Source organism: Streptomyces sp. NPDC006365, from assembly GCF_042870755.1.
Taxonomy (GTDB): Bacteria; Actinomycetota; Actinomycetes; order Streptomycetales; family Streptomycetaceae; genus Streptomyces; species Streptomyces xiangluensis.
On the sequence record NZ_JBIAHS010000007.1, the window covers coordinates 373,569 to 396,653 of the forward strand.

Sequence of the window (23,085 nt, forward strand, 5' to 3'; positions counted from 1 at the left end):
GCGCACCGGCGCGGGGCCGGGTGCGTCAACGTCAGTTCTTCGTACGGAACTTGTGGATGGCGATCGGAGCCATGACCGCCGTGAGCCCCACCGACCAGGCAACCGTCACCCACAGGTCCTGCGTCACCGGGCCGCCCACCATCAGCCCACGCGCGGCGTCCGCGAGTGAGGACAGCGGGTTGACGTCGGTGAAGGACTGCAGCCAGCCCGGCATCGAGTCGGTCGGCGCGAAGATCGACGATCCGAACTGGAGCGGCATCAGCACCAGGAAGCCCAGTCCTTGCACGGACTGCGCGCTCTTCAGCACCACGCCGAGGGTGAGGAACACCCACATCAGGGCCGAGCCGAACAGTGCGGCCAGCGCCACGGCCGCGAGCAGCCCGCCCCAGTTGGTGATGTCGAAGCCGACCAGGACACCGACGATCAGCATGATCGTGGTGGCGAGCATCATCCGCAGCAGCTCCACCGCGATCTTGGCGAAGAGCACCGAGCCACGTCCGATCGGCAGGGACCTGAAGCGGTCCATGACACCGGAGTTGAAGTCGGTGTTGAAGCCGGTCCCGACCGACATGGCCATGCTCATGCCCATCATGGCCATCATTCCCGGCACGACGTACTGCACGTAGTCGTCCTGACCGCCGCCGAGAGCCTGCCCGATCGAGCCACCGAAGACGTACACGAACAGCAGCGTGAAGACGATCGGCATCAGGATGGCGTCGAACATCGACTCCGGGTCCTGCCGGATCCACAGCAGGTTGCGGCGGATCAGGGCGCCGGTGTGCCGCAGGTGGGCGCGCGGACTGATCCGCGCATCGCCCTTCACAGCGTCGGCAGTGGTGATGGTGGTGGCAGTCATACGGTGACCTCTTCGCGGGCGTCGGTGGGCACGGCGTCCTGCGGGGCGCTCGCGCGGTGGCCGGTGAGGGACAGGAACACCTCGTCCAGGCTGGGCAGTTCGGTGGTGATCGAGGCGATCGTGATACCGCGTGCGGTGACCGCGCCGACCACGGCGGTGAGCTGCTCGTCGCTGAGAATCGGCACGAGGAGGGTGCCGTTCGCGCTGTCCACCGTCGTTGTGGCGAGCCCGGTGATGCCCAGGTCGTCGAGCGCGCCGGCGAGCGGGCGCAGCTCGATCGGGTCGGCCGGGCGGATGCGCAGGGACCGGCCGCCGACCTTCGACTTCAGCTCGTCGATGGCGCCGTTCGCGATGACCTTGCCGCGGTCCACGACGGTCAGCTCGGAGGCGAGCTGCTCGGCTTCCTCCATGTACTGGGTGGTGAGCAGTACGGTCACGCCCTCGCCGACCATGCGCTTGACCTCCGTCCACACCTCGTTACGGGTGCGGGGGTCGAGGCCGGTGGTCGGTTCGTCGAGAAACAGCACCGTCGGCTGCCCCGTCATCGACGCGGCCAGGTCCAGGCGGCGCCGCATCCCTCCGGAGTACGTGTTCACCGGGCGCTTCGCCGCCTCGGTGAGCGAGAAGCGCTCCAGCAGCTCGTCCGCACGGGCCCTTGCCTCCTTGCGGGGCAGGTCGAGCAGGCGGCCGATCATGTAGAGGTTCTCCCAGCCGGGGAGCTTCTCGTCGACGGAGGCGTACTGGCCGGTGAGGCCTATCACCCGGCGCAGCTGGCGGGGCTGTCGTACGACGTCGTAGCCGGCGACGGTCGCCTGGCCGGCGTCGGCCTGGATCAGAGTGGACAGGATCCGTACGAGGGTGGTCTTGCCCGCTCCGTTCGGCCCGAGCACGCCCATCACTGAGCCCTCGCGTACGTCCAGGTCAACGCCGTCCAGTGCCTTGGTCTCGCCGTAGTGCTTGACCAGTCCCCTGACGGTGACCGCGCTCCGTGCGCGGGTGTCGGGGTCGTTGTCGATTCGTGTCATGCCGCAAACGGTGCCAGCGCCCACTGACAAACCGCCGACAGCCCGCCGACAACCGCCGACGGCTGGGCGGTTGGGTTCGTGGGTGGTTGGGGCTCGGTGCCGACCGCAGGTCCGTCGTGGCAACGACTGGCACACGGGGAGTCGGTCGGCGATCGTACGTCCTTGCAGGGCACGGCAGAGGTGGTCGGCGTGCGCCCAAGATCTTGGCTACGACCTTGTCCGCGACAGTGATGTCTCCGCGCGCCCCCGGAGGGGTGTCGGCACCCCTGCGGCCTTAGCGAGGCCGGGGCTCCGGCGGCTGTGGCCATCGCTTCGTTGCAGACGTCATTCCGGTGAGGGTGATGTCAGTCCCGGTGCATCGGTGGCGTCGTCATCGACGTAGGTGGGGATCTGGGAGTGCACCTGCAAGGCGATCTCGCCGGCGTGTTCGAAGCGCAGGGTGATCCACACGTAGTCCCCGCCCCGGATCTGCTGGCGCACGTCTCTGAGCAGCAGGTGTGCGCGCCCCTCCTCCAGTTCGACAAGTCTGTCGGTGGGCAGTGCGACCGGTCCTCGTACCGCGCCGTCGGCTCCCACGATGTCGACGGACCGTGCGACGGTCGTCTCCGCACCGAGCAGCCTGTCGGTCTCTTGCCCCTGGTTGAAGAGCCAGACGTAGAAGGGCGCGTCGTCCCCCGTCTCCCACGGACCGTCGGGGGGTTCGGCGATATGGGCGTAACGAATCAGGACCGACCCGACACGAGCGTTGGCGCCAGGTGGGTTGTAGTCGCCCCCGTCACCGCCGCACCCCGTCGCGCCCCAGACGGCGGCGAGACAGCCCACCACAATGAACGTGACTGCCCTGCGCCACGGCCTTGATGTTCTCAGCTTCATGCCGCTACGCATGCCACGCCCACCACTGCCACATCTCAGTTCTTGGACCAATCGGAGGACGCGGCAGCCGGTGAGGTTCTCCAGGGCACTTCGGCCGGGGCGAGGCCCGTCCGCCGGAGCGGGTACGACGGCGACGGGGCAGCGGGCCGTGTGCAGCGACGGTCAAGGCGGGGAACGCCGCCCGGGCCACGCCTCGAACGGTCCACGACCGCCGCCCCTCGCTGCACCAGGGAGCCCCGCCGGGCCTCGTTCTCCCTCTCCCAGCCGAAGGGGCCGGACAGCACGATGGCGTGGGCAATGTGCAGGGGCCCCTCGCATCATCACGGTATTGATCGTGTCGACACGTCGTGCCAGGGCCGGATCGCCATCGGCCAGACATCGCTTGATGAGCTTGGTGAGCTTGGTGAGCTTGGTGAGGGCGAACGCGCGCGCATCGTGCGCGGAACTCATGAGGTGCCCCTGCGGGATGTCACCGTGGGGCGGAGACGACGACCGCGTAGCTGCCGACGCCCAGGAGCTCGTCGCCAGGGATCTGCTCCTCGGCGGTCAGCAGGTGGCCGATGCGTCCTGACTGCTCGTCGAACTCGACGTCGATCACGGTGCCCTTCTCAAGCCCCGTCTCGGTCAGTACGGCCTTCCCGAGAGGGTCGTGCACGGCACTGGCGGGATCGCTGGGATCCATGTCCTTCTCGTCGCGGATCCGGTCAGCTCCATCGACGGCGACCGCGTCCGGACCGAACGTCTGGACGTCTTCCCAGGGAAGGGTGTGGTGTCCGCGACCCCGGGTCTTCAGGCGCAGACCGGCGATACGCGCCGGCGAGGGAGCGACGGTACACGCGGCGACCGTTCCGACCGTCTCGGCCGTCGTGAGGTCCATGACGGTCTCGCCCTGAGCCTTGCTGAACAGCATCGGTCATCCCTCCTGCGGGTCGTGCCGGAGGCGGTCGCGCAGGCTTTTCACGGCGGTTCCGAACCCTCCCAGGTCACCCGCACTGTGCTCCGCGGTGGCATCGGGGACGAGTACACGCTCACCGGAGACGGTGACCGGGCCGGCGACCGGCAGCAGGACCCGTCGGCGCTCGGCGGTTTCCACCTCGTAGCCCGCCACCACCGGTGCCCTGCCGGTCGCGACGACGGCATCGGTGACGGTACCCAGCTGCGCGCCGCCGCGGGTCGTGACCGCGACACCGAGCACGTTGACCCCGGCGCTCTCCTCCACTCCCGGCCCGGCGGCGGAGTCGTCCTCCTCCAGTGCGTTCTCGTCGCGCACCATGACCGCGTGCGGCCCCAGGGCGTGGACGTTCCGCCACAGAAGGGCGCGGTGGAGTGGACCCGACAGGAGGCCGCGGCCGGCCAGGGTGAAGCATCGGATGCCGCCTGTCGAGGCGTCGAAGACGAGGTCCTTGACCTGCCCGACGTCCTCACCCGACAGGGTCACCACAGGTTTCCTGATGATCTCGCCGGCTCGCATGTAGACAGTCATGGCGTCCGGCCTCCTCCGCCAGGAGGCCGGCGGCCCTGCGCTATCACGCCACCGGACCGGCGCCGCGCCTGAAGCGCCACGACGCACCCGGCGACAGCCGCAAGGATCGCGAGCGCGATGATGAGCCAGATCCACCATTCCATTTCGGCGCTCCCCTTTGCCCGCACAGCGACCGTGCGTCTCCTCCTTCAGGATCTCTCCGGACCTGTTCAGGTGTCGACCGGTCAGGGACAGCGGTGCGGCGGTACGGCGTCGTCACGGGGCGGGGATGGTGAGGACGCCGTCGTCGTAGTCGACGGTGATCGACCCGAAGTCGCTGAGCACATCCGAACCGAGCAGGCCCTGAATGCCTCCTCCTCCCCTGGGAGGCCCCAGGTCGATGACGGTGACCTCGCCTGGGTCGAGGCGTACGTCGCCGACTTCCCACTGGTCCACCCTGGCAACGGGAACCTCCCCCGTACCGAGGACCCCACTCACCGAACGTCGCTCGCCGGTGCGTTCCAGGCCGACCCGCTCCGCGACATTCTCGTCGACGACGCTCGTGGAGGCTCCGGTGTCCAGGGCGAACGAGAAAGGACCCCGTCCTTCGATGCTCACGGGGACGAACGCCAGCGTCCGGCCGCCCTGCTCCACGACCCTGAGCGGTACCTCGCGCGCCCCGCCCGGAGAAGTCCGCGCCGCACTCGGGTCGTCGCGTTCGACCGCGACACAGCCCGCCAGCAGAGGTACGGCCACGAGCACCGCGAAGAGTCGGCGGGGCCTGCGCCGATGCCTCGCGCCGGACGCTCTGTCGTCCCGCGTGCTCATGCGGCCGGGGTGCCCGCCCAAGAGCCGCACAAACGCGCGTCGGCGGCGGCTCCACCATGTGCTCGGAAGGCAGGGGCCTCCGTACGCTCGGGAGCCCGCGACGCGTGCTCGACGGCGTGGATCATCCGATCGGCGACCGATGCCGGGAGCCCGTGTCAGGCACCTGACTTGGGGTAATCGGTCACCAAGGCCGGAGGAGGAGGTGAGAGCGATGCTCATGCTGGCGCTCTTGCTCGTGCTGGCCACGGGCGCGTTCGCGGCCGTCGCCGTCGTGGAGAACTTCTCGGGCGGCCCCGACTACGCGGTGGAGATCTTCGGCAATCAGATCGCGACGCTGACCGCGCCAGGAATTTTCCTTTCCGGCGTGGCACTGACGCTGATCTTCTGCCTCGGACTGGCCGTGCTCACGGCCGGACTGAAGCGGCGTCGTCGCATGCACGGGGTCCCTGCATCCGCACCGGTCACCCGGGCGACAGAAGAGCGAGAGGGGCCGCACCCGCAGCCGTCCCGGTCGAGGCATCGCCGTCGCGGTCGGCATATCTTCGGGCACTGACGTACCCGTCGGTGCGGAGTTGCCGTCAGAGGCTCGGCTGTTCGCAGGAGCCCGGCGATGGACCGACCGGGCGGCGGGGCAGGACGCACGGCTCTCGCGACGAGCCAATCGGCGTTGCCGCCGTCCGCACCACGACCATCGAGCACGAACCGGGAGGTGGCTCCCATGCGGGCCACGTTCTCACTGGGCCGTGTGGCCGGTATCCGGGTGGGCGTGCACTGGAGCGTCCTGGTCATCTTCGTCCTGATCCTGGTGGGGCTGGCAGGCGGCAGCTTCCGGGAAGCTCATCCGGACCGCCCGCCTTGGCAGTACTGGCTTGCGTCCGGGGTGACCGCGGTGCTGTTCCTGCTGTCGCTGCTGGCCCATGAGATCAGCCACGCACTGGTGGCCCGTCGCAACGGAGTATCCGTCGAGGACATCACCCTGTGGTTGCTCGGCGGACTCGCACGGCTCAGGAGCGAGGCAGCCACCCCCGGAGCGGAACTGCGCATAGCCGGCGTAGGGCCTCTGGTCAGCCTGCTGCTCGGAGGGCTGTTCGCTCTGGCGGCCGGAGTGCTGGCCGCATTTTCCGAGGCCGGGCTTGCGGTGGAGGCGCTGGCCTGGCTTGCGGGGATCAACATCCTGTTGGCCGTCTTCAACTCCCTGCCCGCCGCGCCACTGGACGGCGGTCGGCTGTTGCGAGCGGCGGTGTGGTGGAAGACCGGAAGTCCGCTGCGCGCCACGGCGGCAGCCACTGCTGCGGGACGGTTCCTGGGGTGGGCGCTGGTGGTCGGCGGCCTGTACCTCGTCCTGGTCGGAGCCGTGTTCAGCGGCATCTGGCTCGTGGTCGTCGGCTGGTTCATCATCGCGGTGGCCACGGCGGAGGGCGGTCAGGCGAGACTGCGTGAACTGCTGGGCGGAATCCCGGTGAGCGATGCGATGACACCGGCCCCCGTGACCGTCCCGGCCGCCACCACGATCAGCGAGTTCCTTGCCGACCCCCGTTTCCGCTACCGCCACTCGGCCTTCCCTGTCGTGGACGGCTACAACACCGCGGTCGGCCTGGTCACCCTCAAGGGCGCCGACGCGGTCGCGGAGACGGAACGCTCCTCCACCCCTGTCACCCACGTGATGGTGCCGGTCGACGACCTGCCGACTCCCCGCCCCGACGACCCGCTCACCCGGCTGGTTCCCGAGTTGGAGGCCAATCCCGCCCACCGCGCCCTCGTACTGGAAGGAAGCCGAGTGGCAGGCATCGTCACTTCTTCCGACATCAGTCGGGTCACGTCCTGGCTGAGCTCCTCATCCGTCTGGCGGAAGCGGACCTTGTGACGGCCGCAGGCCAACCGGTCGGCATGATTCCGGCCAGGGACCACGATTCCGGCCCGGGACCCACAGTGCTGGCCATGACATGACCACGATTCTGGCCGGGACCTGACATCCAGTGGGAGTCGCCCAGCCGTCGGCAGGGTGGCCCGGGCGATCCCCGCGGACGGGTACTCCTCTGGCCTGCTCGCGGCGTGGGGCCCTTCGCAGGCGACTGGCCGGCCAAGGGATCACCGGTACCTGCCTGCCGGGCGCGACGCGCCGTTGGTCTGCTCACGGATCCGCCTCGCGCGTCCACCGGGTGCCCGTCTCTCGGCGCCGGCACGCCCCTCTTCGCCACCGGCGATGCCGAGGCTGCCCTTCCGTTGCGGCGTCGGCCTTGGAGGTGTCGCCGTAGCTGAGGACGAATGGGGCTGCGATGAGCCAGGCGCCCGCCGCCATGACGAGCAGTCGGAGGCGGATCCCCCACGTCGTACGAGACGGGCCACGGCCACCGGCGTCAGAATCCGCCCGCCGTGGTCCTCCACGGTCAGGGCGACACATACCTTCGCGCCGTCTTCGCGGCATGCGTCGGTGAGACACACGCTCGCTCCCGTCCCTGGCCAGGCAGGGGGTGATGAATGCCCCCAAGCCGCGGGCCGCACCAGTGACCATGGCATGTCAGCCGGACACGCCTGCGTGAGCACCAGACGTCGAGGCCGTGCCTTTCGACTGCTCCACTGACCGGGCGGGTGCCACGCCCAACAGCCGAATGAGCTGGCAGCAGGAGCCGAAGAAGTGGCTTCTCGTGGCGTCGGCGAGGCGAATCCCGAAGAGCGGCGGCTGCGGCTACGGTCTGGCACGTATGCGCTCCCGGGACATGAAGGTGACGACCAGCCGACTGCCCGCCCGGCGCGCTGTGTGTCCGACCGGCCTTGTTCTGACGCTGTTCATGGCCCTGAGCGCGTGTGTGGGGCCTTCGTGGTCGGAGACCGACTATCAGGAGAAGGTCGCCAATACAGCAGAGGCAGCACGGTCGGCGGTGCAGACGGCACGCCTCGTCGTCCAAGCGGCCGAGGAGGGCAAGGCTCCCCGCCCGTATACGGCCAGGGCCTTGTCGGACGCGGAAACGGCCTTGGACTCCGTCGCCACGCACATCGGCGCCGTCCAGCCCCCTACTGCGGGCAGCACGGCGCTGCGAAGCAAAGTGACATCCCTGTTGACCGACTGCCGAACCGCGCTGGCCGACCTGCGGATCGCCGCCCGGGAGGGGCGATACGGCGAGCTGGCCCGGCTTGCTGAACCTTTGCCGCGGCTTGCTGCTCGGCTGAAGCGGCTCGAAGAGCTGAGGCCCACGTGAAGAAGATCCTCAGCCTGGCACTTGGTGTCTTCACCGCGATCGGTGGGTTCATCGACATCGGTGATCTGGTCACCGACGCGCTGATCGGAGCCCGGTTCGGGCTGGCTCTGGTGTGGGTCACCGTCGTCGCGGTGGTCGGCGTGGCCCTGTACTCGGAGATGGCCGGCCGGGTCGCCGTGGTCACGGGCAGGACCGTCTTCGACCTGATCCGCGAGCGGATGGGCGCCCGGACGGGCCTGGCGGCCGTGGCGGTTTCCTATCTCGTCAACGCAATTGCTCTTGTCGCGGAGCTGTGCGGCATCGCGCTGGCGATCGAGCTGCTCACGGATGTGCACTATCTGCTGTGGGTGCCGCCGGTGGCGTTCCTGGCGTGGCTGGTGATCTGGCGGGTGCCGTTCGAGATGATGGAGCGCGCATACGGGCTCGCTGGGATGGCGCTGTTCGTGTTCGTCGTTGCTGTCTGGCATCTGGGCCCGGAATGGGAGCAGATGGCGCACGACGTGACGCACCCGAGTCTGCCGTTCGGTGAGGGACTGCCCACGTACTTCTTCTACGCGCTGGTAATGCTGGGCGCGCAGATGACCCCGTACGAGGTGTTCTTCTTCTCTTCGGCAGCCATCGAGCACCGCTGGAGGGCGCGGAATCTGTTCGAGGTGAGGATGAACTGCTGGATCGGCTACCCGATCGGAGGCATCCTCGCCATCGGCATCCAGGTCGTCGCCTACCAGGTGCTGATGCCGGCCGGCATCCAGGTCGAGCACCTCAGCCAGACCGTCCTGCCCGTCGTACTGGCGCTGGGCAAGGTGGGGTTCGCGCTGGCCATCCTCGGTATCGTCGCCGCGGTCTTCGGCTCCACCATTGAAACCCTGCTCTCCTCCAGCTACACCATCGCCCACCACTTCGGCTGGACCTGGGGCAAGACGCCCCGCCCGGCCGACACCAGCCGCTTCCACACACTGCTGATGGTCACCCTGCTCGCCGCGGCGGCGGTCGCCCTGACCACGATCAACCCGGTCACGATCACCATCTACGCCGTCTACCTCGGGGCCGCCGTCCTGCCGGTGACCTACCTGCCGATCCTCGTGATCGCCAACGACCGCCGCTACATGGGCAACCGGGTCAACGGGCGCCTGGCCAACGCAGTCGGGGTGGTCTATCTGGTCATCGTGCTGGCCGGAGCGGTGGCCGCACTGCCCCTGCTGATCGCGACCAAGGCGGGACTGTGACCGAGTTCCTGGATGCCGGCCTTCAGCTCCTCGACCGCCAGGTCGTCGACAGCAGGGGGACTGCCCTGGGAAAGATCGACGATCTGCTATTCGCCGAGGGAGACGAAGGGGGCCCGCCCGTCCTGGCGGCAGTGCTCATCGGGCAGCGAGCCTTCGCAGACCGTCTCGGTGGCAGGGCGGCACGGTGGTGGGCGGATCTCGCCGAGCGGCTCTCCGGCCGCCAGGGCCCGATCGCAGTGCCGGTCGCCGCGATCGACGACGTCGGCACCGTGGTGCGGCTGGCCTCCCCGGCCGAGGCGTTCCCCTCGCTGACGGCCCCGGAGCGGTGGCTACGCCACCGTCTGATCTCACGGCTTCCGGGAGGTATGCGTGAAAGCGACTGACCTGCTCGGCGCGGAAGCGCTCGACACCGACGGCCGCCGACTCGGCCGGGTCCACGATGTGCGTCTCGCCCGCGCCGGGCAGGGCGCACCATGGCGGATCGATGCGGTCATCGTGGGCCCATCGGCCCTCGCGTACCGCCTCGGCTATGCCGAGCACGCTGTCGAAGGCCCCGGGCTCCTGGCCGTCCTGGTGCGCTGGCTTGGCCGCAGCGACCGTCAGATCCCGTGGAGCCAGGTCGTCTCCGTCCAGCAGCGGCGCCTGGTGGTACGCCCCGACCAAGGGCAGGTCGCCTCATGACCACCGAAGGACTGGCGGTGCTGTTCGCGTGGCTGGAGTACCTCGCACTGGTTGCCGTCCTGGCCTGGCTGGTGCTGCGCCGTGGCCCCCGCGATCGCGGCCCGCGCCGATAGGCGAACTCCTCTCTGGGGCGGGAATCGCCAGGAACGGCCTGAAACGGCCGCCGACGAGTCAGGGCAGCGCCAGGCCCACTCCCGCCCGGTGGTGGGCCCCTTGACGGAGATCCTCGCCTCGGCCGCACCGCTGATCACGACAGCAAGGGTGCTCAGCGCCATCTCGGCTGATGTGAGCTCACGGCGGATCGGCCACGCACTGCCCAACCTGCTCGATCACCGGAGCCGACCTCGTTCGCCGGCCACGGACGTCTCCGGGACCAGCATCCTGGTGGTCGCCGCCGTCATCGCCGTCCGCAAGGCCGCCCGCCCACGCTGACCACCCCCTGCCCAGGGCATCGAAGTCCTGGGCGACAAGGCCCTGCTCAGCACCTGGCTGCGGGCAGCGGGCGACTGGCTGCGCAGGTGATCAGTCGTCCTCTCCGCCGCGTGGAGTGCCATCCTGCCAGCGGGGGTCCGTCTCCCATTCCAGATTGCGCTCGCGAGCGAGCTCCATCGCGTGGGAAGCCTCGGCTCGGCTCGTGTACGGGCCGAAGCGGTCCTTGCCGGGGCATTCGGGGCCCTCTTCGACCTTCTTGTGCTCCAGGCAGTAGTACCACTCGCCCGGTTTGCCGACCGTGCGCTTCTTGAACAGGGCCATGGCTGGGGCTCCTTTCGCCAGGGTCATCGTCCCCCAGCGGCGGCTGGTTAGACTCGCTGGCATGTCTGGCCAGTCGCTGCTCGTACCAGGGGAGCTTTCTCCCACCCGTCCCGTCCCGGGAAACATCAGGCGTCCGGAGTACGTGGGCAAGCCCGCACCCACGCCGTACAAGGGTCCGGAGGTGCAGACCCCCGAGACGGTCGAGGCCATGCGGACCGCCGGGCGGATCGCCGCGCGAGCGCTGGCCGAGGCCGCGAGGAAGATCGCGCCCGGCGTCACCACGGACGAGCTGGACCGGGTCGCCCACGAGTACATGTGCGACCACGGAGCCTATCCGTCCACGCTCGGTTACCGCGGTTTCCCCAAGTCGTTGTGCACCTCGGTCAACGAGGTCATCTGCCACGGCATTCCGGACTCCACGGTGCTGCGGGACGGCGACATCATCAACCTCGATGTGACGGCGTACATCGGCGGGGTGCACGGCGACAACAACGCCACCTACCTCGTGGGCGAGGTGGACGAGGAGTCGCGGCTGCTCGTCGAGCGGACCCGTGAGTCCCTGAACCGCGCCATCAAGGCCGTCAAGCCCGGCCGGCAGATCAACGTCATCGGGCGGGTCATCGAGTCGTACGCGAAGCGGTTCGGCTACGGGGTCGTACGGGACTTCACCGGGCACGGGATCAACTCGTCGTTCCACTCCGGGCTGATCATTCCGCACTACGACAACCCGAACGCGACCACTGTCATGCAGCCCGGGATGACCTTCACCATCGAGCCGATGCTCACGCTGGGCTCGTACGAGTACGACATGTGGGACGACGGGTGGACGGTCGTGACGAAGGACCGCAAGCGGACGGCTCAGTTCGAGCACACGCTGGTCGTCACCGACAGCGGGGCCGAGGTCCTTACGCTGCCCTAGCCACGCCGCGTCACAGCATCGGAGCCGCCCGCTCCCTCCCCCCGGGAGCGGGCGGCTTTTTCATGCGGGTCCGACATGTGGGTGTGGTGGCGTTTCGGGGTAGGGTTTTACCGACAGGACGTCGGGAAACTCGTTGACTTAGGTAAGCCTAACCATAGAAGATGAGCCCGGCCTTGTCTCCCCTTCGGCCCCGGAGGTCCACATGAACTCGTCGAGTACACCGTTCTCGACGCTCATCCGCACGGCGTCGCACGAGCTGCACGGCGAGGCGCACGACTCGACGTTCATGAGTGACCTGCTGGGCGGCAGGCTCGGCGTGGATGCGTACACGCGATACACCGAGCAGCTGTGGTTCGTCTACCGGGCGATCGAGGAGAGCGGGCGCGAGCTGGCCGACGACCCCGTGGCGGGACCGTTCATCCGGCCCGAGCTGACGCGACAGGGGGCCCTGGAGCGGGACCTCGCACATCTGCGGGGCGCGGGGTGGCGCGAGAGCATCACCGCACTGCCCGCCACGGAGGAGTACACGGCCCGCATCAAGGAGTGCGCGCGTACGTGGCCGGGTGGATACGTGGCGCATCACTACACCCGCTACCTCGGCGACCTCTCCGGTGGGCAGGTCCTCCGGAGCAGGGCGGAGACGACGTGGGGGTTCGCGCGCAAGGGGGACGGGGTGCGGTTCTATGTGTTCGAGGACATCAGCAACCCGGCCGCGTTCAAGCGGGATTATCGCGAACTTCTCGACGGGGTTCTCGCTGATGATCTGGAGAAGCAGCGGATCATCGGGGAGTGCAAGCGGGCGTTCACATTGAACATCGCGGTTCTTCGTGCGTTGAGTGAGGAGTTCCGCGTCAGCGCGTAAGCGCTCCGCTTGGAGGGCGGTTCGCTGTCTGCGGGGTTGTGGGTGCTTGCTCGCGCAGTCCCCGCGCCCCTGAGGGGGCGCCGGTTCGGGGACGCGTCCGCACAAAAAGGCCGGTAGCCCTCAGCGCTCCAGGAACACCCGGCCGCCCACCTCTACCCATCCCTCCGGCTGTGGTGCCGTGAGGATCTGCGAGCCCGCGCCCTGGGTGATGTTCAGGGCGCGGCCCAGTTGGGCTGTGAGCTGGAGGGCCGCCGCGCCCGTCGCCTCGTCCTCCTCTATGCCGTCGCCACGCCCCGGGAAGGCACGAGCACGGACACGTCCCGCCGCCTCGTCCTGCCAGGCCCAGGCGTAAAGCCAGTCCCCGGGCGGAGGCACCTCCAGCGCGTCGACCTCGGCGACCGACCCGTACCGACGTAGCGTCCGTGGCTCCGGCCACTCCGGGCGCGCCTCGATCCAGCTGAACTCGCCGTCGAGGCGGGTACCCACCACACCCGCCGGTGTGACGAGTTCGGGCACGTCCAGGAGCCAGGCCGTGCCGACGCAGGGGTAGCCGGCGAAGGGCAGCCGCACGCTGGGCGTGTAGATGTCGATGATCCCGCGCTCGGGGTCGTCGACGAACACCGTCTCGCTGAAGCCGAGTTTGGCCGCGAAGGCCTGGCGGTCGTCGCGTTCCGGCATCAGGGTGCCGTCGCGCACGACCGCCAGGCGGTTCCCGTGTCCTCCACCTGGCCCGCAGAACACACGCAGCACGTCGTAAGCAGTCACGCGGGCATTCAAACACCAACCCGCGGCCGGCTGGGGATCAGCCCTGCTCCCCGGCCCTCCGCCGGCGTACCGCGAAGACCACACCCGCGCCCGCCGCCACCGTCACGGCGGCTACGGCGCCGAGGGCGCCGGCCGGGACGGAGGAGCCGGTGGCGGCCAGGCCGCCACCCGTTACGCCGCCGCCCGTGGTGGAGCCGGTGGAGCCCGCCCCCGTGCCGCCGGTCGTGCCCGAACCGGAGTCGGAGGTCGGGGTGGCGGAAGCGCTCGGGTCGTCATTCGGGGGAAGCTCGGCGTCAGCCGAAAGGGCCACCGAGAGGTCCACCGGGTCGAGTTCGGCGCCGGCCTGGTAGAAGCCGCCGAAGGCGTCCGCTCCTGCCGCGGTGAGCTTGGCGGTGACGTCCGGCAGCGTGATGACGTCGTCCTCGGCGACCAGGTCCGCCGACCTCGGCCGAAGGTCGGCGACGACCACGTCGTCGGACTTGTCGCCGAGGCTGTTCACGTCGGCGGTCAGCGTGCCCGAGTCGCCGTCGATCTTCGCCTTGAGGTCGCTGAGGGTGAGGTCGAGTCCGTAAGTCCCGTTCTCCTCATGCCCCTTGAAGTTGACGGACCCCTTGAACGCGGCGGAGAGGGTGTCGGCCTCGGTGTCGTATGTGCCGGAGCCGTCGACGAAGGTGAAGGCCCCGTTGCCGGAGGCCTGTGTCGCGCCGCCGGAGACGGTGATCTCGCCCTTGGCGACGCCGTCCACGACGTACGTACGGAAGGACTGCTTCACGCCCCAGCCGAGGGTGCCGTCGGCGATATCGCCCTTCGTGGGGGCGGCGGAGGGCGGGGAGTCCGCGGGCTGCGTGGTCGAAGGCGACGTCGGGTTGCCGGCCGTGGGGGGTGTCTGGGTGTGCGGGTCCGAGGGAGGCGTCGTGGGCGGCGTGGTCGGGTCCGTAGGAGGCGTTGTCGGGTCCTCAGTGGGAGGCGTCGTGCCCTTGTCCACCACCGTCAGCGGGTCTCCGGCCGCCCCCTGGTAGCTCGCACTGCCGAAGGCGTCCGCCGCCTCCTTCGTCAGTTTGGTCGCCATGTCCTTCATGTCGCGTGTGACGGTGACGTCGGCGAGCGGTACGTCCTGCGTCGTCGCACCGCCCTTGGTCACGTCCGCGGTGATCTCGGCGCCCTTGCTGTCGAACTTCACGTCGGACAGCGTGAGTTCAAAACCGTGCGCCTTGGACTCGATCTTCAGGCTGCCCTTGAAACCCAGGTCGACCGTGTGGGCCTCGGAGTCATAGGTGCCGGTGCCCTCCACGAAGGTGAACGCCCCGTTGCCCGCCGCCTGCTTCGCGCCGTCCGCGGGCGTGAAGCTGCCGAGCGCCATCCCGGTCACGTAGTTGCGGTACGACTCCTTGATTCCCCACGTCAACTCGTAATTCGAGATCGTCTTCACGCTCGGCCTCGGCAAGAGCGTTGTCGCCCGCGACATCACCGCCACCTTCGAGCAGGCGAAGAAGCTGCCGGTGGTCACCCGCAATCACGATGTCTCCGCCGAGAGCGTCCTCTCCCTCAAGCCCGACCTGGTGCTCGCCGAGTCGACCACCGGCCCCGCCGAGGCCATGGACCAGATCCGCGACGCGGGCATCCCCGTCCTGGTCGCCGCCCCGGCCAAGGGCCTCGACGACGTGGGCCCGCGGATCGAGGCAGTGGCCCGCGCCCTCGGCGTACCGGCCGCCGGGGACGAGCTCACGCAGCGCTCCGAGGACCGAATCGCCGCCGTACGCAAGGGAGTTCCGGAAGACGGCGACAAGCCGCGCGTCGCATTCCTCTATCTGCGAGGCTCCGCCTCCGTCTATCTGATCGGCGGCAAGGGATCGGGCGCCACCTCGCTGCTCGAAGCGGCGGGAGCGGTGGACGCCGGGGCGGAGTCGGGGCTGAAGAAGGACTTCACCGCGATCACCACGGAGGCCCTCGCACAGGCCGCGCCCGACGCGATCCTCGTGATGTCCAAGGGCCTCGAGTCCGTCGGCGGCATCGACGGACTCGTGAAGATCCCCGGCATCGCGCAGACCCCGGCCGGCATGGAGCGCCGGGTCGTCTCGATCGAGGACGGCGTACTCCTCAACTACGGGCCGCGTACGGACGAGGTACTGAAGTCGCTGGTCGGTCAGTTGTACGGGGACGCCGAGTGACCGTGACGGACAAGGGAGCGACGCCCGAAAGCGAGGCTCCGGTCCAGGAGGTACCGCCGGCTCCCGATCCCCGCACAAGACCCCGTCGCGGCACCCCCTGGCTGCTCACCGCCGCCATGACCGCCCTCCTCGCCCTGCTCACCCTCACCTCCGCGGGGCTCGGCGCGTACGACATCTCCCCCGGCGACGTACTCACCTCCATCGCCCACCGCGCGGGCCTCGGCGGCGGCGAACTCTCCCGCGTCCCCGAGTCCGTCCTCTGGAACGTCCGCTTCCCTCGCATCGTCCTCGCTCTGCTCATCGGCGCGTCGCTGGGCTGCGCGGGCGCGTTGATGCAGGGCGTGTTCGGCAACCCCCTCGCAGAACCGGGCGTCATCGGCGTCTCCTCGGGTGCGGCGGTCGGCGCGGTCGCCGCGATCTCGCTCGGCCTGAACTTCCTCGGCAACTGGACCATCCCGGCCTTCGCCTTCGTGACGGGCCTCGGCACGGTCCTGCTGGTGTACGCGATGTCGCGCTCGGGCGGCCGTACGGAAGTGGTGACGCTGATCCTCACGGGTATCGCCGTGAACGCCTTCACGGGCGCGCTGATCGGCCTGTTCATCTTCTTCGCGGACACGGCGGCGGTGCAACAGATCACGTTCTGGCAGCTCGGTTCGCTCGCCCAGGCCACCTGGCCGAAGGTGCTCGCGGTACTGCCGTGCGCGGCCGTCGGACTGGCCGTCGCGCCGCTGTACGCACGCAAGTTGGACCTCCTGTCCCTCGGTGAACGCCCGGCCCGGCATCTGGGCGTGGACGTCGAACGGCTGCGGATCGTCCTCGTCCTGGTCATCGCGCTGCTGACGGCCGCGGCGGTGTCGGTCTCCGGAATCATCGGCTTCGTGGGCCTGGTCATCCCGCATCTGCTGCGGATGGCGGCCGGTCCCGGCCACCGTTTCCTCATTCCCGGCAGCGCGCTGGGCGGTGCGGTGGTGCTGCTGGCGGGTGACCTCGCGGCCCGCACCGTCGCCGAGCCCGCCGAGCTGCCGCTCGGGGTGCTGACCGCGCTGTTCGGCAGCCCGTTCTTCTTCTGGCTGCTGCGCAGGACCCGCCGTAGGCAAGGGGGTTGGGCATGAACGGCATGAAGTGGCTCCGGTTGCCCGGCGCGAGGCCCACGCCTCCCGCCGCCGTGCACCCCGGCGACGTACTCGCCGAGGCCGAGGCCCTGCACGTACGGCTCGGCGCCCGCGAGGTGCTGTCCGGCGTGGACGTCACGGCTCGCGCGGGCGAAGTGCTGGCCCTGGTCGGTCCCAACGGGGCGGGTAAGTCGACGCTGTTGAGTGCGCTCGCCGCAGATCTCCCGGCCGCCGAGGGAGTCGTACGACTCCACGGGCGCCCTGCGTCCGCATGGTCGGCGCATGAACTCGCCCTGCGCCGGGCCGTTCTGCCGCAGTCCGCGACGCTCTCCTTTCCCTTCGTGGTCGAGGAGGTGGTACGGATGGGCCGGGCGCCCTGGGCCGGTACGGCGCTGGAGGACGAGGACGACCGGGCGGTGGCCGCGGCCATGGCGGCGACCGAGACGGAGGACTTCGCGAACCGCCCCTTCTCGGCTCTCAGCGGCGGCGAACGAGCCAGGGTCGCACTCGCCCGGGTGCTCGCCCAGCGCACCTCCCTCCTGCTCCTCGACGAGCCGACCGCCGCCCTGGACCTGCGCCACCAGGAACTGGTGCTGCGGATCTGCCGTGAACGGGCCCTCGCCGGGGACGCGGTGGTCGTCGTCCTGCACGATCTGGGGCTGGCGGCGGCGTACGCGCACCGGGTTGTGATCCTGTCCGCGGGACGCGCCGTGGCCGACGGGCCGCCCGCCGGTATCTTCACGGACCGGCTGCTGTCGGACGTCTACCGGCAGGCCGTCGAGGTCTTTCCGCATCCGCGCAGCGGGGAGGTTCTGGTGGCCCCGGTCCGGCGATCTTGACCGTCACGGAAGAGGAACACGCTCGCCCGGCGAGGCCAGGCCCTGCTGCTCAGTGGCGCTGCCCCGAACGGTGTTGGGCAGGCTGGTTACCCGCGTTCGCTCCACCACCGGTGATACGCATGTTGTGCGCGGTCCGGGTGGATGGGGGCGGGGTTCCTCGCGCCGCCGGGTGGACGGCACCCGCAGGGACCGGCTGAGCAAGTTCGTGTGAGTGGGCATCGGCGTCGCCGTCGGCATCTCCCTCGGCTTCGGCTTCGCGCTCGAATTCGGCTCCCAGGAGCTGACGTTCAAGGCGCAGGAGGCGCTCGGCGGTTCGCTGTCGGTCCTCGCGGTGGGCCTGGTGACATGGATGGTCTTCTGGATGCGGCGTACGGCCCGCCATCTGAAGGCCGAGTCGCACGGGAAGCTGGATGCGGCGCTGCAGTTGGGCACGGGTGCGCTGGTCGCGACGGCCTTCCTGGCCGTGGGGCGCGAGGGCCTGGAGACGTCCCTGTTCGTCTGGACGTCCGTGCGCGCCTCGGGCGACGGCAGCCAAGAGCCCCTGATCGGCGCCCTGTTGGGCATTGTGACCGCGGTCGTACTCGGCTACCTCTTCTACCGCGGGGCCCTGCGGATCAACCTCTCCAAGTTCTTCACCTGGACCGGCGGCATGCTGGTGATCGTGGCCGCGGGCGTTCTCGCGTACGGCTTCCACGATCTGCAGGAGGCCGACTTCCTGCCCGGCCTGACGAACAAGGCCTTCGACATCAGCACCGCCATCCCGCCGGACAGCTGGTACGGCACGCTTCTGAAGGGCATCTTCAACTTCCAGCCGGACCCGACCGTACTCCAAGTCACCGTGTGGGCACTGTACTTGGTACCGACGCTCGCCCTCTTCCTGTGGCCGATGCGGCTCGGCGGCGGGACGGAGAAGACGCCCGCCCCGGTTCGCGAAAAGGTCGAGGAGGCCTGAGCGGAGGCCGGTGGTCACCCTCGTACGTGATCCCACGGTGCGGCGCGTTTCCCTGCCCCGATAGGGTTCGCCTCCGGGAAGGGGAAGGTGAAGACGATCCAATGAAGACACCGCAGACGCCGCAGACACTTCGCAGGTGGGGCCGACTGAGCACGTCGGCGGCAGCGGTCACCGTGCTGTCGGTGACGGCGAGCGGGTGCATGGTGGTGCACGGGGAGCGGGAGATCCTCCCCGGGGCCACGAAAACCGAGGCCGCACGTGCCCTCAAGGACTTCACGGCCGCCTACAACGAGGCCAACGCGGCCAACGACCAGGCCTTGGACGCCGACCGGGTCACCGGCCCGCTCGCCGACATCGACGGCGCCAAGCTCAGGGCGGGCGCGAAGAACCAGCCTGGCGGCAATCCCGACTATGCGCCGCTGAAGCTGACCGACACCGAGTTCACCATCCCGAAGAAGGCCGGCTGGCCGCGCTGGTTCGTCGCCGACTCGCAGGCCAACAAGGGCTCCGACAACACCCGCTGGCTGCTGGTCTTCACACGGGGTGGCGCGGAAGAGGTGTGGGAGGTGTCGTATCTGACGATCCTCGCCGCCGACGAGGTACCGGAGTTCAAGAAGGACAAGGACGGCTGGGCCGAGCCGGTCACCGCGAACGCCGGGGACCTGGCCGTACCGCCGCAGGATCTGGCCGAGACGTACGCGACATACCTGCAAGAAGGCGGCGCCGCCTTCGCTCCGGGCACGCACACCTCCGCATGGCGGGACGCCCGCCAGAAGAACGCGGAGAAACCGGGCCTGGTCCGCCAGTACCTGGACGAGCCGCTGACCTCCGGCGACTACGCCCCCCTGGGCCTGCGCACCACGGACGGCAGCGCCCTGGTCTTCTTCACCACCCGCCACTACGAGAAGCAGACGGCGGCCCAAGGCGTGCCACTGAACGTCTCCGACGCGAACGTGAAGGCCCTGATGACGGGCGAGGCCAAGCAGTCGATCACGCTGGAGTCGGTGTCGAACCAGGCGGTACTGGATCCGGGGCCGGGTGCGGCGGACCAGAAGGTGGAGTTCTTGGCGAGGATTCAGGGGCTTACGGGGGCGAAGGGGGAGTAAGGCCTCGCTTGGGAACGGGGGGTGCAGTCAGGGGCGCGGGGCTTTGACATTTTGCGGCTCAGGCGTGTGCGACCAGCCGCAACGGACCCGCAGACGCATCGCAGCCCTGCGGAGCGCTTGGCGTCAGCTCCGCATGGGCCAAGCCAAGTGCTCTGGCTGGGCCCCCGCGTACCGGGCGCACTCGTCCGTCAGGATCTCGAGCAGGGTCAGCGGGTCCGGAAGCGGATGCTCGGGGCCGCGAAGCCAGGTGACCGCCAGGTCACCGGGAAGCTGCGCGGGCGGCACCAACACGTACGACCCACGACAGTGCCACCTCAGCCCGGGATGCTCATCCATCGTCTCGGGATGACAGTCCAGCTCGCAGGGCCACCACTCGTCCTCTTCCTCTGGCGTACCGCGAGTCGCCGTGAAGAAGAGCATCCGGTCACCGCCGGACTCGGCGACGGGCCCGACGTCGATGCCGGAGGCGAGCAGCCGCTCCAGGGCCTCGCGGCCGGCTTCGAGGGGCACGTCGAGTACGTCGTGGACCATGCCCGTCGCGGTGATGAAGTTGGCCTGCGGCTGGTGCCGGGCCCACCGCTCGATCTGCGCGCTGTCGGTCGTGGACTGGGTCTGCCAGGCGAACGAAACGGGATGCCGGGCGGGAGTGGGACAGCCGACGCGGTCGCAGGAGCACCGGTAGCCGGAGGGGTAGGCGGCGGGCGCGAGCGGCAGCCCGGCTCCGGCGGCGGCGAGGAGCAGTTCCTCACGGCTGGTGTCGTCGGCGGCTTCTGCCATCAAGGGACGTCGGCGGCCGCGCAGCCACTGGGAGATCCTGCCCTGCCCGCCTGAACGGCGGCCGAACTCTGCGCTCATCTATCCCCTCGCCTCGCTGTTGTGCGGACAGCGTGTTGCGGACAGCATGCCTCATGGTCCCACGATCCGGCGGCACGGGGTGCCGAAGCGCCCGTCCTGGGGTGGGTGGGGCGATGCGTACGCGACACAGGGATCAGGCGCTATCGCGCATTTTGAGGGGATTTGAGTGCCGGTTCCAAGTACCCCAGGTGTCGCCCTGGTCACAATTGCGGGTCAGCGCGGGGCGAGGCCGTGGAGGGCGTAGTCGACGAGGGTGTCGACGTACTCGTAGGAGATCGGGCCGGTGTACTGGAGCCAGCGCTGGGCCAGCGGGGAGATGAAGAACTCCAGGGCGATGCGCGGGTCGATGTCGGGGCGCACCTCACCGGCCTCCTGCGCGGCGTGCAGCCGGTCGACGTAGAGCTGGAGTGACGGTTCCATGAGCGTGGCCGCGCACCTTCGGCCGAGTGCTTCGTCGACCAGCCCCTCGGCGGCCAAGGCCCGCGACGGCGCCGCATACCGGGGGTCCTTCAGCTGGTCGACGGTGGCCCGCAGGACGGCCTTGATGTCCGCGGCGAGGTCACCGGTGTCCGGGATGACGTACGGCTCCGCACCCGCCTCCCGCGACGCCTGCGCGAAGAGGTCGAGGAACGCCTCCAGCAGTACGTCCGCCTTCGACGACCACCACCGGTAGATCGTCTGCTTGCCGACCCCCGCGCGGGCGGCGATGCCCTCGATCGTGGTCTTGGGGTAGCCGAGCTCGACGACGAGTTCGAGGGCGGCCTCGTAGATCGCGCGACGGGACTTCTCGCTACGACGGGTGGAGTTGGGGGCGGGCTTCGTCGGGGACGGGGCCGGGGGCCGGCTCTGGTGCTGCTCGGTGGATTTCTGGACCATGGGCGCAATTTATCAGGTTGACAAGACGGTTCGTCTCGCCTGAGAGTGGGTGAGCTTTCGCGAGACGGCTCGTACCGTCTCGGCCAATCTTCCGCACCGTGACCAAGGAGCCCAAGATGACCCGATCCGGATCCGGAAACATGCTCGGAGTAGGCGGAACCCGCAACAAGCTGGGCCGCAAGGCACTGCGCGGCGGCGACCGTGGCGCCCGAACCGGCGCACGACTCGACCCGCAGGCCCAGAAACGGGAGCTGCTGCGCAAGCTCCAGGAAGAACGCGCGGCACGCGATGCCTCCGAGCAGCAAGCGAACTGACCCGACTGCGTGAACACGTGCCGCCGCGAGGCAGGAGCTATGCGCCCGCAGGGGGCCACGCGTCGCCCCAGTCCGCGTCACGGGCCGCCCGGTAGAGCGCACCGTGGCGCTTCGTCACCGTTTCACGCCGCAGGTGCTCCTCGGTCTCGCACAGGTCGAGGAGCACCTGCCCCTTGCGGATCTGCGGCCGCCGGACCACGCGGGCGGAGGCCGGCGTCACCGGAAAGCGAGCAGCGGCGACGTAGCTGAACTTCTCGTCCTCGTATGACAGGGAGCCGCCCTTGACCTGCCGGTGCAGCGAGGAGCGGCTGACCCGGACCGAGAAGTGGCACCAGTCCTCGCCGGGGACGATGGGACAGGTCGCGCTGTGCGGGCAGGGCGCCGCGATGTGGAAGCCGGCGTGGATCAGGCGGTCGCGGGCTTCGATGACCCGGGCGTAGCCGTCGGGGGTGCCGGGCTCGACGACCACGACGGCCTGCCCGGAGGCCGCGGCGGCGTCGACGACGGCGGCACGGTCGCCCTCGGTCAGCTCGCCGAGGACGTACGAGATGGTCACGAGATCAGTGCTCTCGATCGTGAGCGCCGCTCCAATACGAGAGCGCTGCCACTCGGCGGCCTTCAACTCCGGGTTGGCGGTGGCGATTTCGCGCCCGAGCGCCAGCGCGGGCTCGGCCCAGTCGAGCACGGTGACCGCCCGCTCCCCCTCCCAGGTGGCGCTGACGGCCCAGGTCGCCGCCCCGGTCCCGCCCCCGATGTCCACATGACCGCCGGGCACCCACCCGGGCACCGCCGCCGCGAAGGCCTCAAGCGCCGAGCACACCGCCTCGTACGTCGCCGGCATCCGGTACGCCGCATACGCGACAACATCCGAGCGGTCCCGCAACACCGGCGCATCCGTCGGCGTCCGTCCTCGATAGTTCGTGATCAGCCGCTCGACCGCCTGCGCGGCCACCTTCGGCGGCAATCCGTCGACCAGCCCGGCCAGGGCGGTGCGCAGGGAGTCGTCAGGGGACAGTGAGACGTTCACATGGTGATTCTAGGGTTGAGGGCACCACGACGACCGAGAGCAGTCCGGGAAGGACCGACACATGATCATCTTTGGCACCAAGGGATACCTCTACCAACTCGCGATCCTGACGTTCATGTGCGGCAGCTGCGGCAACCCCGCGGCGCACACCCTCAAGAAGCGCGTCACGAAGTTCACGCTGTTCTTCGTGCCGCTGTTCCCGTTCTCGACGAAGTACATGACGCAGTGCACCTTCTGCGGCGCGGAGCAGCGCATCACCAAGGAGCAGGCGGAGCAACTGCAGGCACAGGGCACGAACGGCCCCGGCGGCCAGGCATACGGACAGGGGCGGCCTCAACAGCAGCAGCCGTACCAGTCATGAGAGCACCGCTCACCGCAAAGAGCGCCGC

26 protein-coding genes and 2 pseudogenes are annotated in these 23,085 nt (G+C 69.4%); 16 read left to right on the plus strand and 12 right to left on the minus strand.

Translation table 11 applies throughout. The features are described 5' to 3' along the window. Positions 1-31 precede the first annotated feature (31 nt). The 6 genes from ACFYO0_RS21940 to ACFYO0_RS21965 all read right to left on the minus strand — a co-directional run bounded on the left by ACFYO0_RS21940 (position 32) and on the right by ACFYO0_RS21965 (position 5,044). Positions 32-856: an ABC transporter permease gene (locus ACFYO0_RS21940; RefSeq protein WP_388678394.1), complete on the minus strand. Its 825-nt coding sequence runs from the start codon at positions 854-856 to the stop codon at positions 32-34. Next, on the minus strand, positions 853-1,881 hold the full coding sequence (locus ACFYO0_RS21945) for an ATP-binding cassette domain-containing protein (RefSeq protein ID WP_388678397.1): 1,029 nt from the start codon (positions 1,879-1,881) through the stop codon (positions 853-855). Before ACFYO0_RS21945 ends, ACFYO0_RS21940 begins: the two co-directional genes overlap by 4 nt. A gap of 324 nt (positions 1,882-2,205) precedes the next feature. Next, complete coding sequence (locus ACFYO0_RS21950) at positions 2,206-2,703, minus strand: copper chaperone PCu(A)C (protein WP_388678400.1); 498 nt, start codon at positions 2,701-2,703, stop codon at positions 2,206-2,208. Between the two features lie 520 nt (positions 2,704-3,223). After that, complete coding sequence (locus ACFYO0_RS21955; protein WP_388678402.1) at positions 3,224-3,664, minus strand: PRC-barrel domain-containing protein; 441 nt, start codon at positions 3,662-3,664, stop codon at positions 3,224-3,226. 3 nt (positions 3,665-3,667) lie between these two features. Then, positions 3,668-4,237: a PRC-barrel domain-containing protein gene (locus ACFYO0_RS21960; protein ID WP_388678405.1), complete on the minus strand. Its 570-nt coding sequence runs from the start codon at positions 4,235-4,237 to the stop codon at positions 3,668-3,670. Between the two features lie 255 nt (positions 4,238-4,492). Beyond that, a complete protein-coding gene (locus tag ACFYO0_RS21965; protein ID WP_388678408.1) occupies positions 4,493-5,044 on the minus strand; it encodes an aspartyl protease family protein in 552 nt (183 codons plus the stop codon). A 211-nt stretch (positions 5,045-5,255) separates the two neighbouring features. Here ACFYO0_RS21965 and ACFYO0_RS21970 point away from each other — a divergent pair, with 211 nt between their 5' ends. The 7 genes from ACFYO0_RS21970 to ACFYO0_RS22000 all read left to right on the plus strand — a co-directional run bounded on the left by ACFYO0_RS21970 (position 5,256) and on the right by ACFYO0_RS22000 (position 10,580). Further along, the gene (locus tag ACFYO0_RS21970) at positions 5,256-5,597 is read left to right on the plus strand and encodes a hypothetical protein (RefSeq protein ID WP_388678410.1); all 342 of its coding nucleotides are present in this window, start codon (positions 5,256-5,258) and stop codon (positions 5,595-5,597) included. Between the two features lie 165 nt (positions 5,598-5,762). Then, entirely contained in the window at positions 5,763-6,908 is a 1,146-nt protein-coding gene (locus ACFYO0_RS21975) for a site-2 protease family protein (RefSeq protein ID WP_388678412.1), read from the plus strand. Between the two features lie 745 nt (positions 6,909-7,653). Continuing rightward, positions 7,654-8,241, plus strand: a complete 588-nt coding sequence (locus ACFYO0_RS21980) for a hypothetical protein (protein WP_388678415.1) — start codon at positions 7,654-7,656, stop codon at positions 8,239-8,241. After that, positions 8,238-9,467, plus strand: coding sequence for an NRAMP family divalent metal transporter (locus ACFYO0_RS21985; RefSeq protein ID WP_388678417.1), 1,230 nt, complete (start codon positions 8,238-8,240; stop codon positions 9,465-9,467). Before ACFYO0_RS21980 ends, ACFYO0_RS21985 begins: the two co-directional genes overlap by 4 nt. Continuing rightward, positions 9,464-9,850 carry a hypothetical protein gene (locus ACFYO0_RS21990; protein WP_388678419.1) on the plus strand — a complete coding sequence of 129 codons (387 nt, stop codon included), beginning with the start codon at positions 9,464-9,466 and terminating at the stop codon, positions 9,848-9,850. The genes ACFYO0_RS21985 and ACFYO0_RS21990 overlap by 4 nt, the downstream gene beginning before the upstream one ends. Continuing rightward, positions 9,837-10,148: a PRC-barrel domain-containing protein gene (locus ACFYO0_RS21995; protein ID WP_388678422.1), complete on the plus strand. Its 312-nt coding sequence runs from the start codon at positions 9,837-9,839 to the stop codon at positions 10,146-10,148. Before ACFYO0_RS21990 ends, ACFYO0_RS21995 begins: the two co-directional genes overlap by 14 nt. A gap of 213 nt (positions 10,149-10,361) precedes the next feature. Beyond that, positions 10,362-10,580 carry a hypothetical protein gene (locus ACFYO0_RS22000; RefSeq protein ID WP_388678425.1) on the plus strand — a complete coding sequence of 73 codons (219 nt, stop codon included), beginning with the start codon at positions 10,362-10,364 and terminating at the stop codon, positions 10,578-10,580. Between the two features lie 90 nt (positions 10,581-10,670). On the opposite strand, the gene ACFYO0_RS22005 is transcribed toward ACFYO0_RS22000, so the two are convergent. After that, positions 10,671-10,901 carry a hypothetical protein gene (locus ACFYO0_RS22005; protein WP_388678428.1) on the minus strand — a complete coding sequence of 77 codons (231 nt, stop codon included), beginning with the start codon at positions 10,899-10,901 and terminating at the stop codon, positions 10,671-10,673. 61 nt (positions 10,902-10,962) lie between these two features. Here ACFYO0_RS22005 and map point away from each other — a divergent pair, with 61 nt between their 5' ends. Continuing rightward, positions 10,963-11,820, plus strand: a complete 858-nt coding sequence (gene map / locus ACFYO0_RS22010) for a type I methionyl aminopeptidase (protein ID WP_388678430.1) — start codon at positions 10,963-10,965, stop codon at positions 11,818-11,820. Positions 11,821-12,022: 202 nt separating this feature from the next. Continuing rightward, on the plus strand, positions 12,023-12,682 hold the full coding sequence (locus tag ACFYO0_RS22015; protein WP_388678432.1) for a heme oxygenase (biliverdin-producing): 660 nt from the start codon (positions 12,023-12,025) through the stop codon (positions 12,680-12,682). A 120-nt stretch (positions 12,683-12,802) separates the two neighbouring features. Here the strand turns inward: ACFYO0_RS22015 and ACFYO0_RS22020 are convergent, their stop codons facing one another. Both ACFYO0_RS22020 and ACFYO0_RS22025 read right to left on the minus strand, forming a co-directional pair. After that, complete coding sequence (locus ACFYO0_RS22020; protein WP_388678435.1) at positions 12,803-13,447, minus strand: PhzF family phenazine biosynthesis protein; 645 nt, start codon at positions 13,445-13,447, stop codon at positions 12,803-12,805. Between the two features lie 37 nt (positions 13,448-13,484). Beyond that, positions 13,485-14,954: an HtaA domain-containing protein gene (locus tag ACFYO0_RS22025; protein WP_388678438.1), complete on the minus strand. Its 1,470-nt coding sequence runs from the start codon at positions 14,952-14,954 to the stop codon at positions 13,485-13,487. Here ACFYO0_RS22025 and ACFYO0_RS22030 point away from each other — a divergent pair. The 5 genes and pseudogenes from ACFYO0_RS22030 to ACFYO0_RS22050 all read left to right on the plus strand — a co-directional run. Then, positions 14,863-15,615 (plus strand): annotated as a pseudogene (locus ACFYO0_RS22030) (hemin ABC transporter substrate-binding protein); the annotation flags it as partial. The gene ACFYO0_RS22025 and the pseudogene ACFYO0_RS22030 sit on opposite strands and share 92 nt — an antisense overlap. Continuing rightward, positions 15,612-16,727, plus strand: a complete 1,116-nt coding sequence (locus tag ACFYO0_RS22035) for a FecCD family ABC transporter permease (RefSeq protein ID WP_388678440.1) — start codon at positions 15,612-15,614, stop codon at positions 16,725-16,727. The pseudogene ACFYO0_RS22030 and the gene ACFYO0_RS22035, both read left to right, overlap by 4 nt. Next, complete coding sequence (locus ACFYO0_RS22040; RefSeq protein ID WP_388678443.1) at positions 16,724-17,566, plus strand: heme ABC transporter ATP-binding protein; 843 nt, start codon at positions 16,724-16,726, stop codon at positions 17,564-17,566. Before ACFYO0_RS22035 ends, ACFYO0_RS22040 begins: the two co-directional genes overlap by 4 nt. Positions 17,567-17,777: 211 nt before the next feature. Then, a pseudogene (efeU, locus tag ACFYO0_RS22045) lies at positions 17,778-18,518 on the plus strand (iron uptake transporter permease EfeU); the annotation flags it as partial. 101 nt (positions 18,519-18,619) lie between these two features. Beyond that, complete coding sequence (locus ACFYO0_RS22050; RefSeq protein ID WP_388678445.1) at positions 18,620-19,624, plus strand: hypothetical protein; 1,005 nt, start codon at positions 18,620-18,622, stop codon at positions 19,622-19,624. A gap of 123 nt (positions 19,625-19,747) precedes the next feature. Here ACFYO0_RS22050 and ACFYO0_RS22055 read toward each other — a convergent pair whose 3' ends face one another. Both ACFYO0_RS22055 and ACFYO0_RS22060 read right to left on the minus strand, forming a co-directional pair. Beyond that, a complete protein-coding gene (locus ACFYO0_RS22055; protein WP_388678448.1) occupies positions 19,748-20,479 on the minus strand; it encodes a bifunctional DNA primase/polymerase in 732 nt (243 codons plus the stop codon). Positions 20,480-20,692: 213 nt separating this feature from the next. After that, positions 20,693-21,355, minus strand: a complete 663-nt coding sequence (locus tag ACFYO0_RS22060; protein ID WP_388678451.1) for a TetR/AcrR family transcriptional regulator — start codon at positions 21,353-21,355, stop codon at positions 20,693-20,695. A gap of 116 nt (positions 21,356-21,471) precedes the next feature. Between ACFYO0_RS22060 and ACFYO0_RS22065 the strand changes: the two genes are divergently transcribed. Continuing rightward, complete coding sequence (locus ACFYO0_RS22065) at positions 21,472-21,669, plus strand: DUF6243 family protein (protein WP_388678453.1); 198 nt, start codon at positions 21,472-21,474, stop codon at positions 21,667-21,669. 37 nt (positions 21,670-21,706) lie between these two features. Here ACFYO0_RS22065 and ACFYO0_RS22070 read toward each other — a convergent pair whose 3' ends face one another. Then, positions 21,707-22,696 (minus strand): small ribosomal subunit Rsm22 family protein, encoded by a 990-nt coding sequence (locus ACFYO0_RS22070; protein WP_388678456.1) that lies wholly within the window; start codon positions 22,694-22,696, stop codon positions 21,707-21,709. Between the two features lie 61 nt (positions 22,697-22,757). Between ACFYO0_RS22070 and ACFYO0_RS22075 the strand changes: the two genes are divergently transcribed. Continuing rightward, positions 22,758-23,057 (plus strand): zinc-ribbon domain-containing protein, encoded by a 300-nt coding sequence (locus ACFYO0_RS22075; RefSeq protein ID WP_388678458.1) that lies wholly within the window; start codon positions 22,758-22,760, stop codon positions 23,055-23,057. Positions 23,058-23,085: the final 28 nt, after the last annotated feature.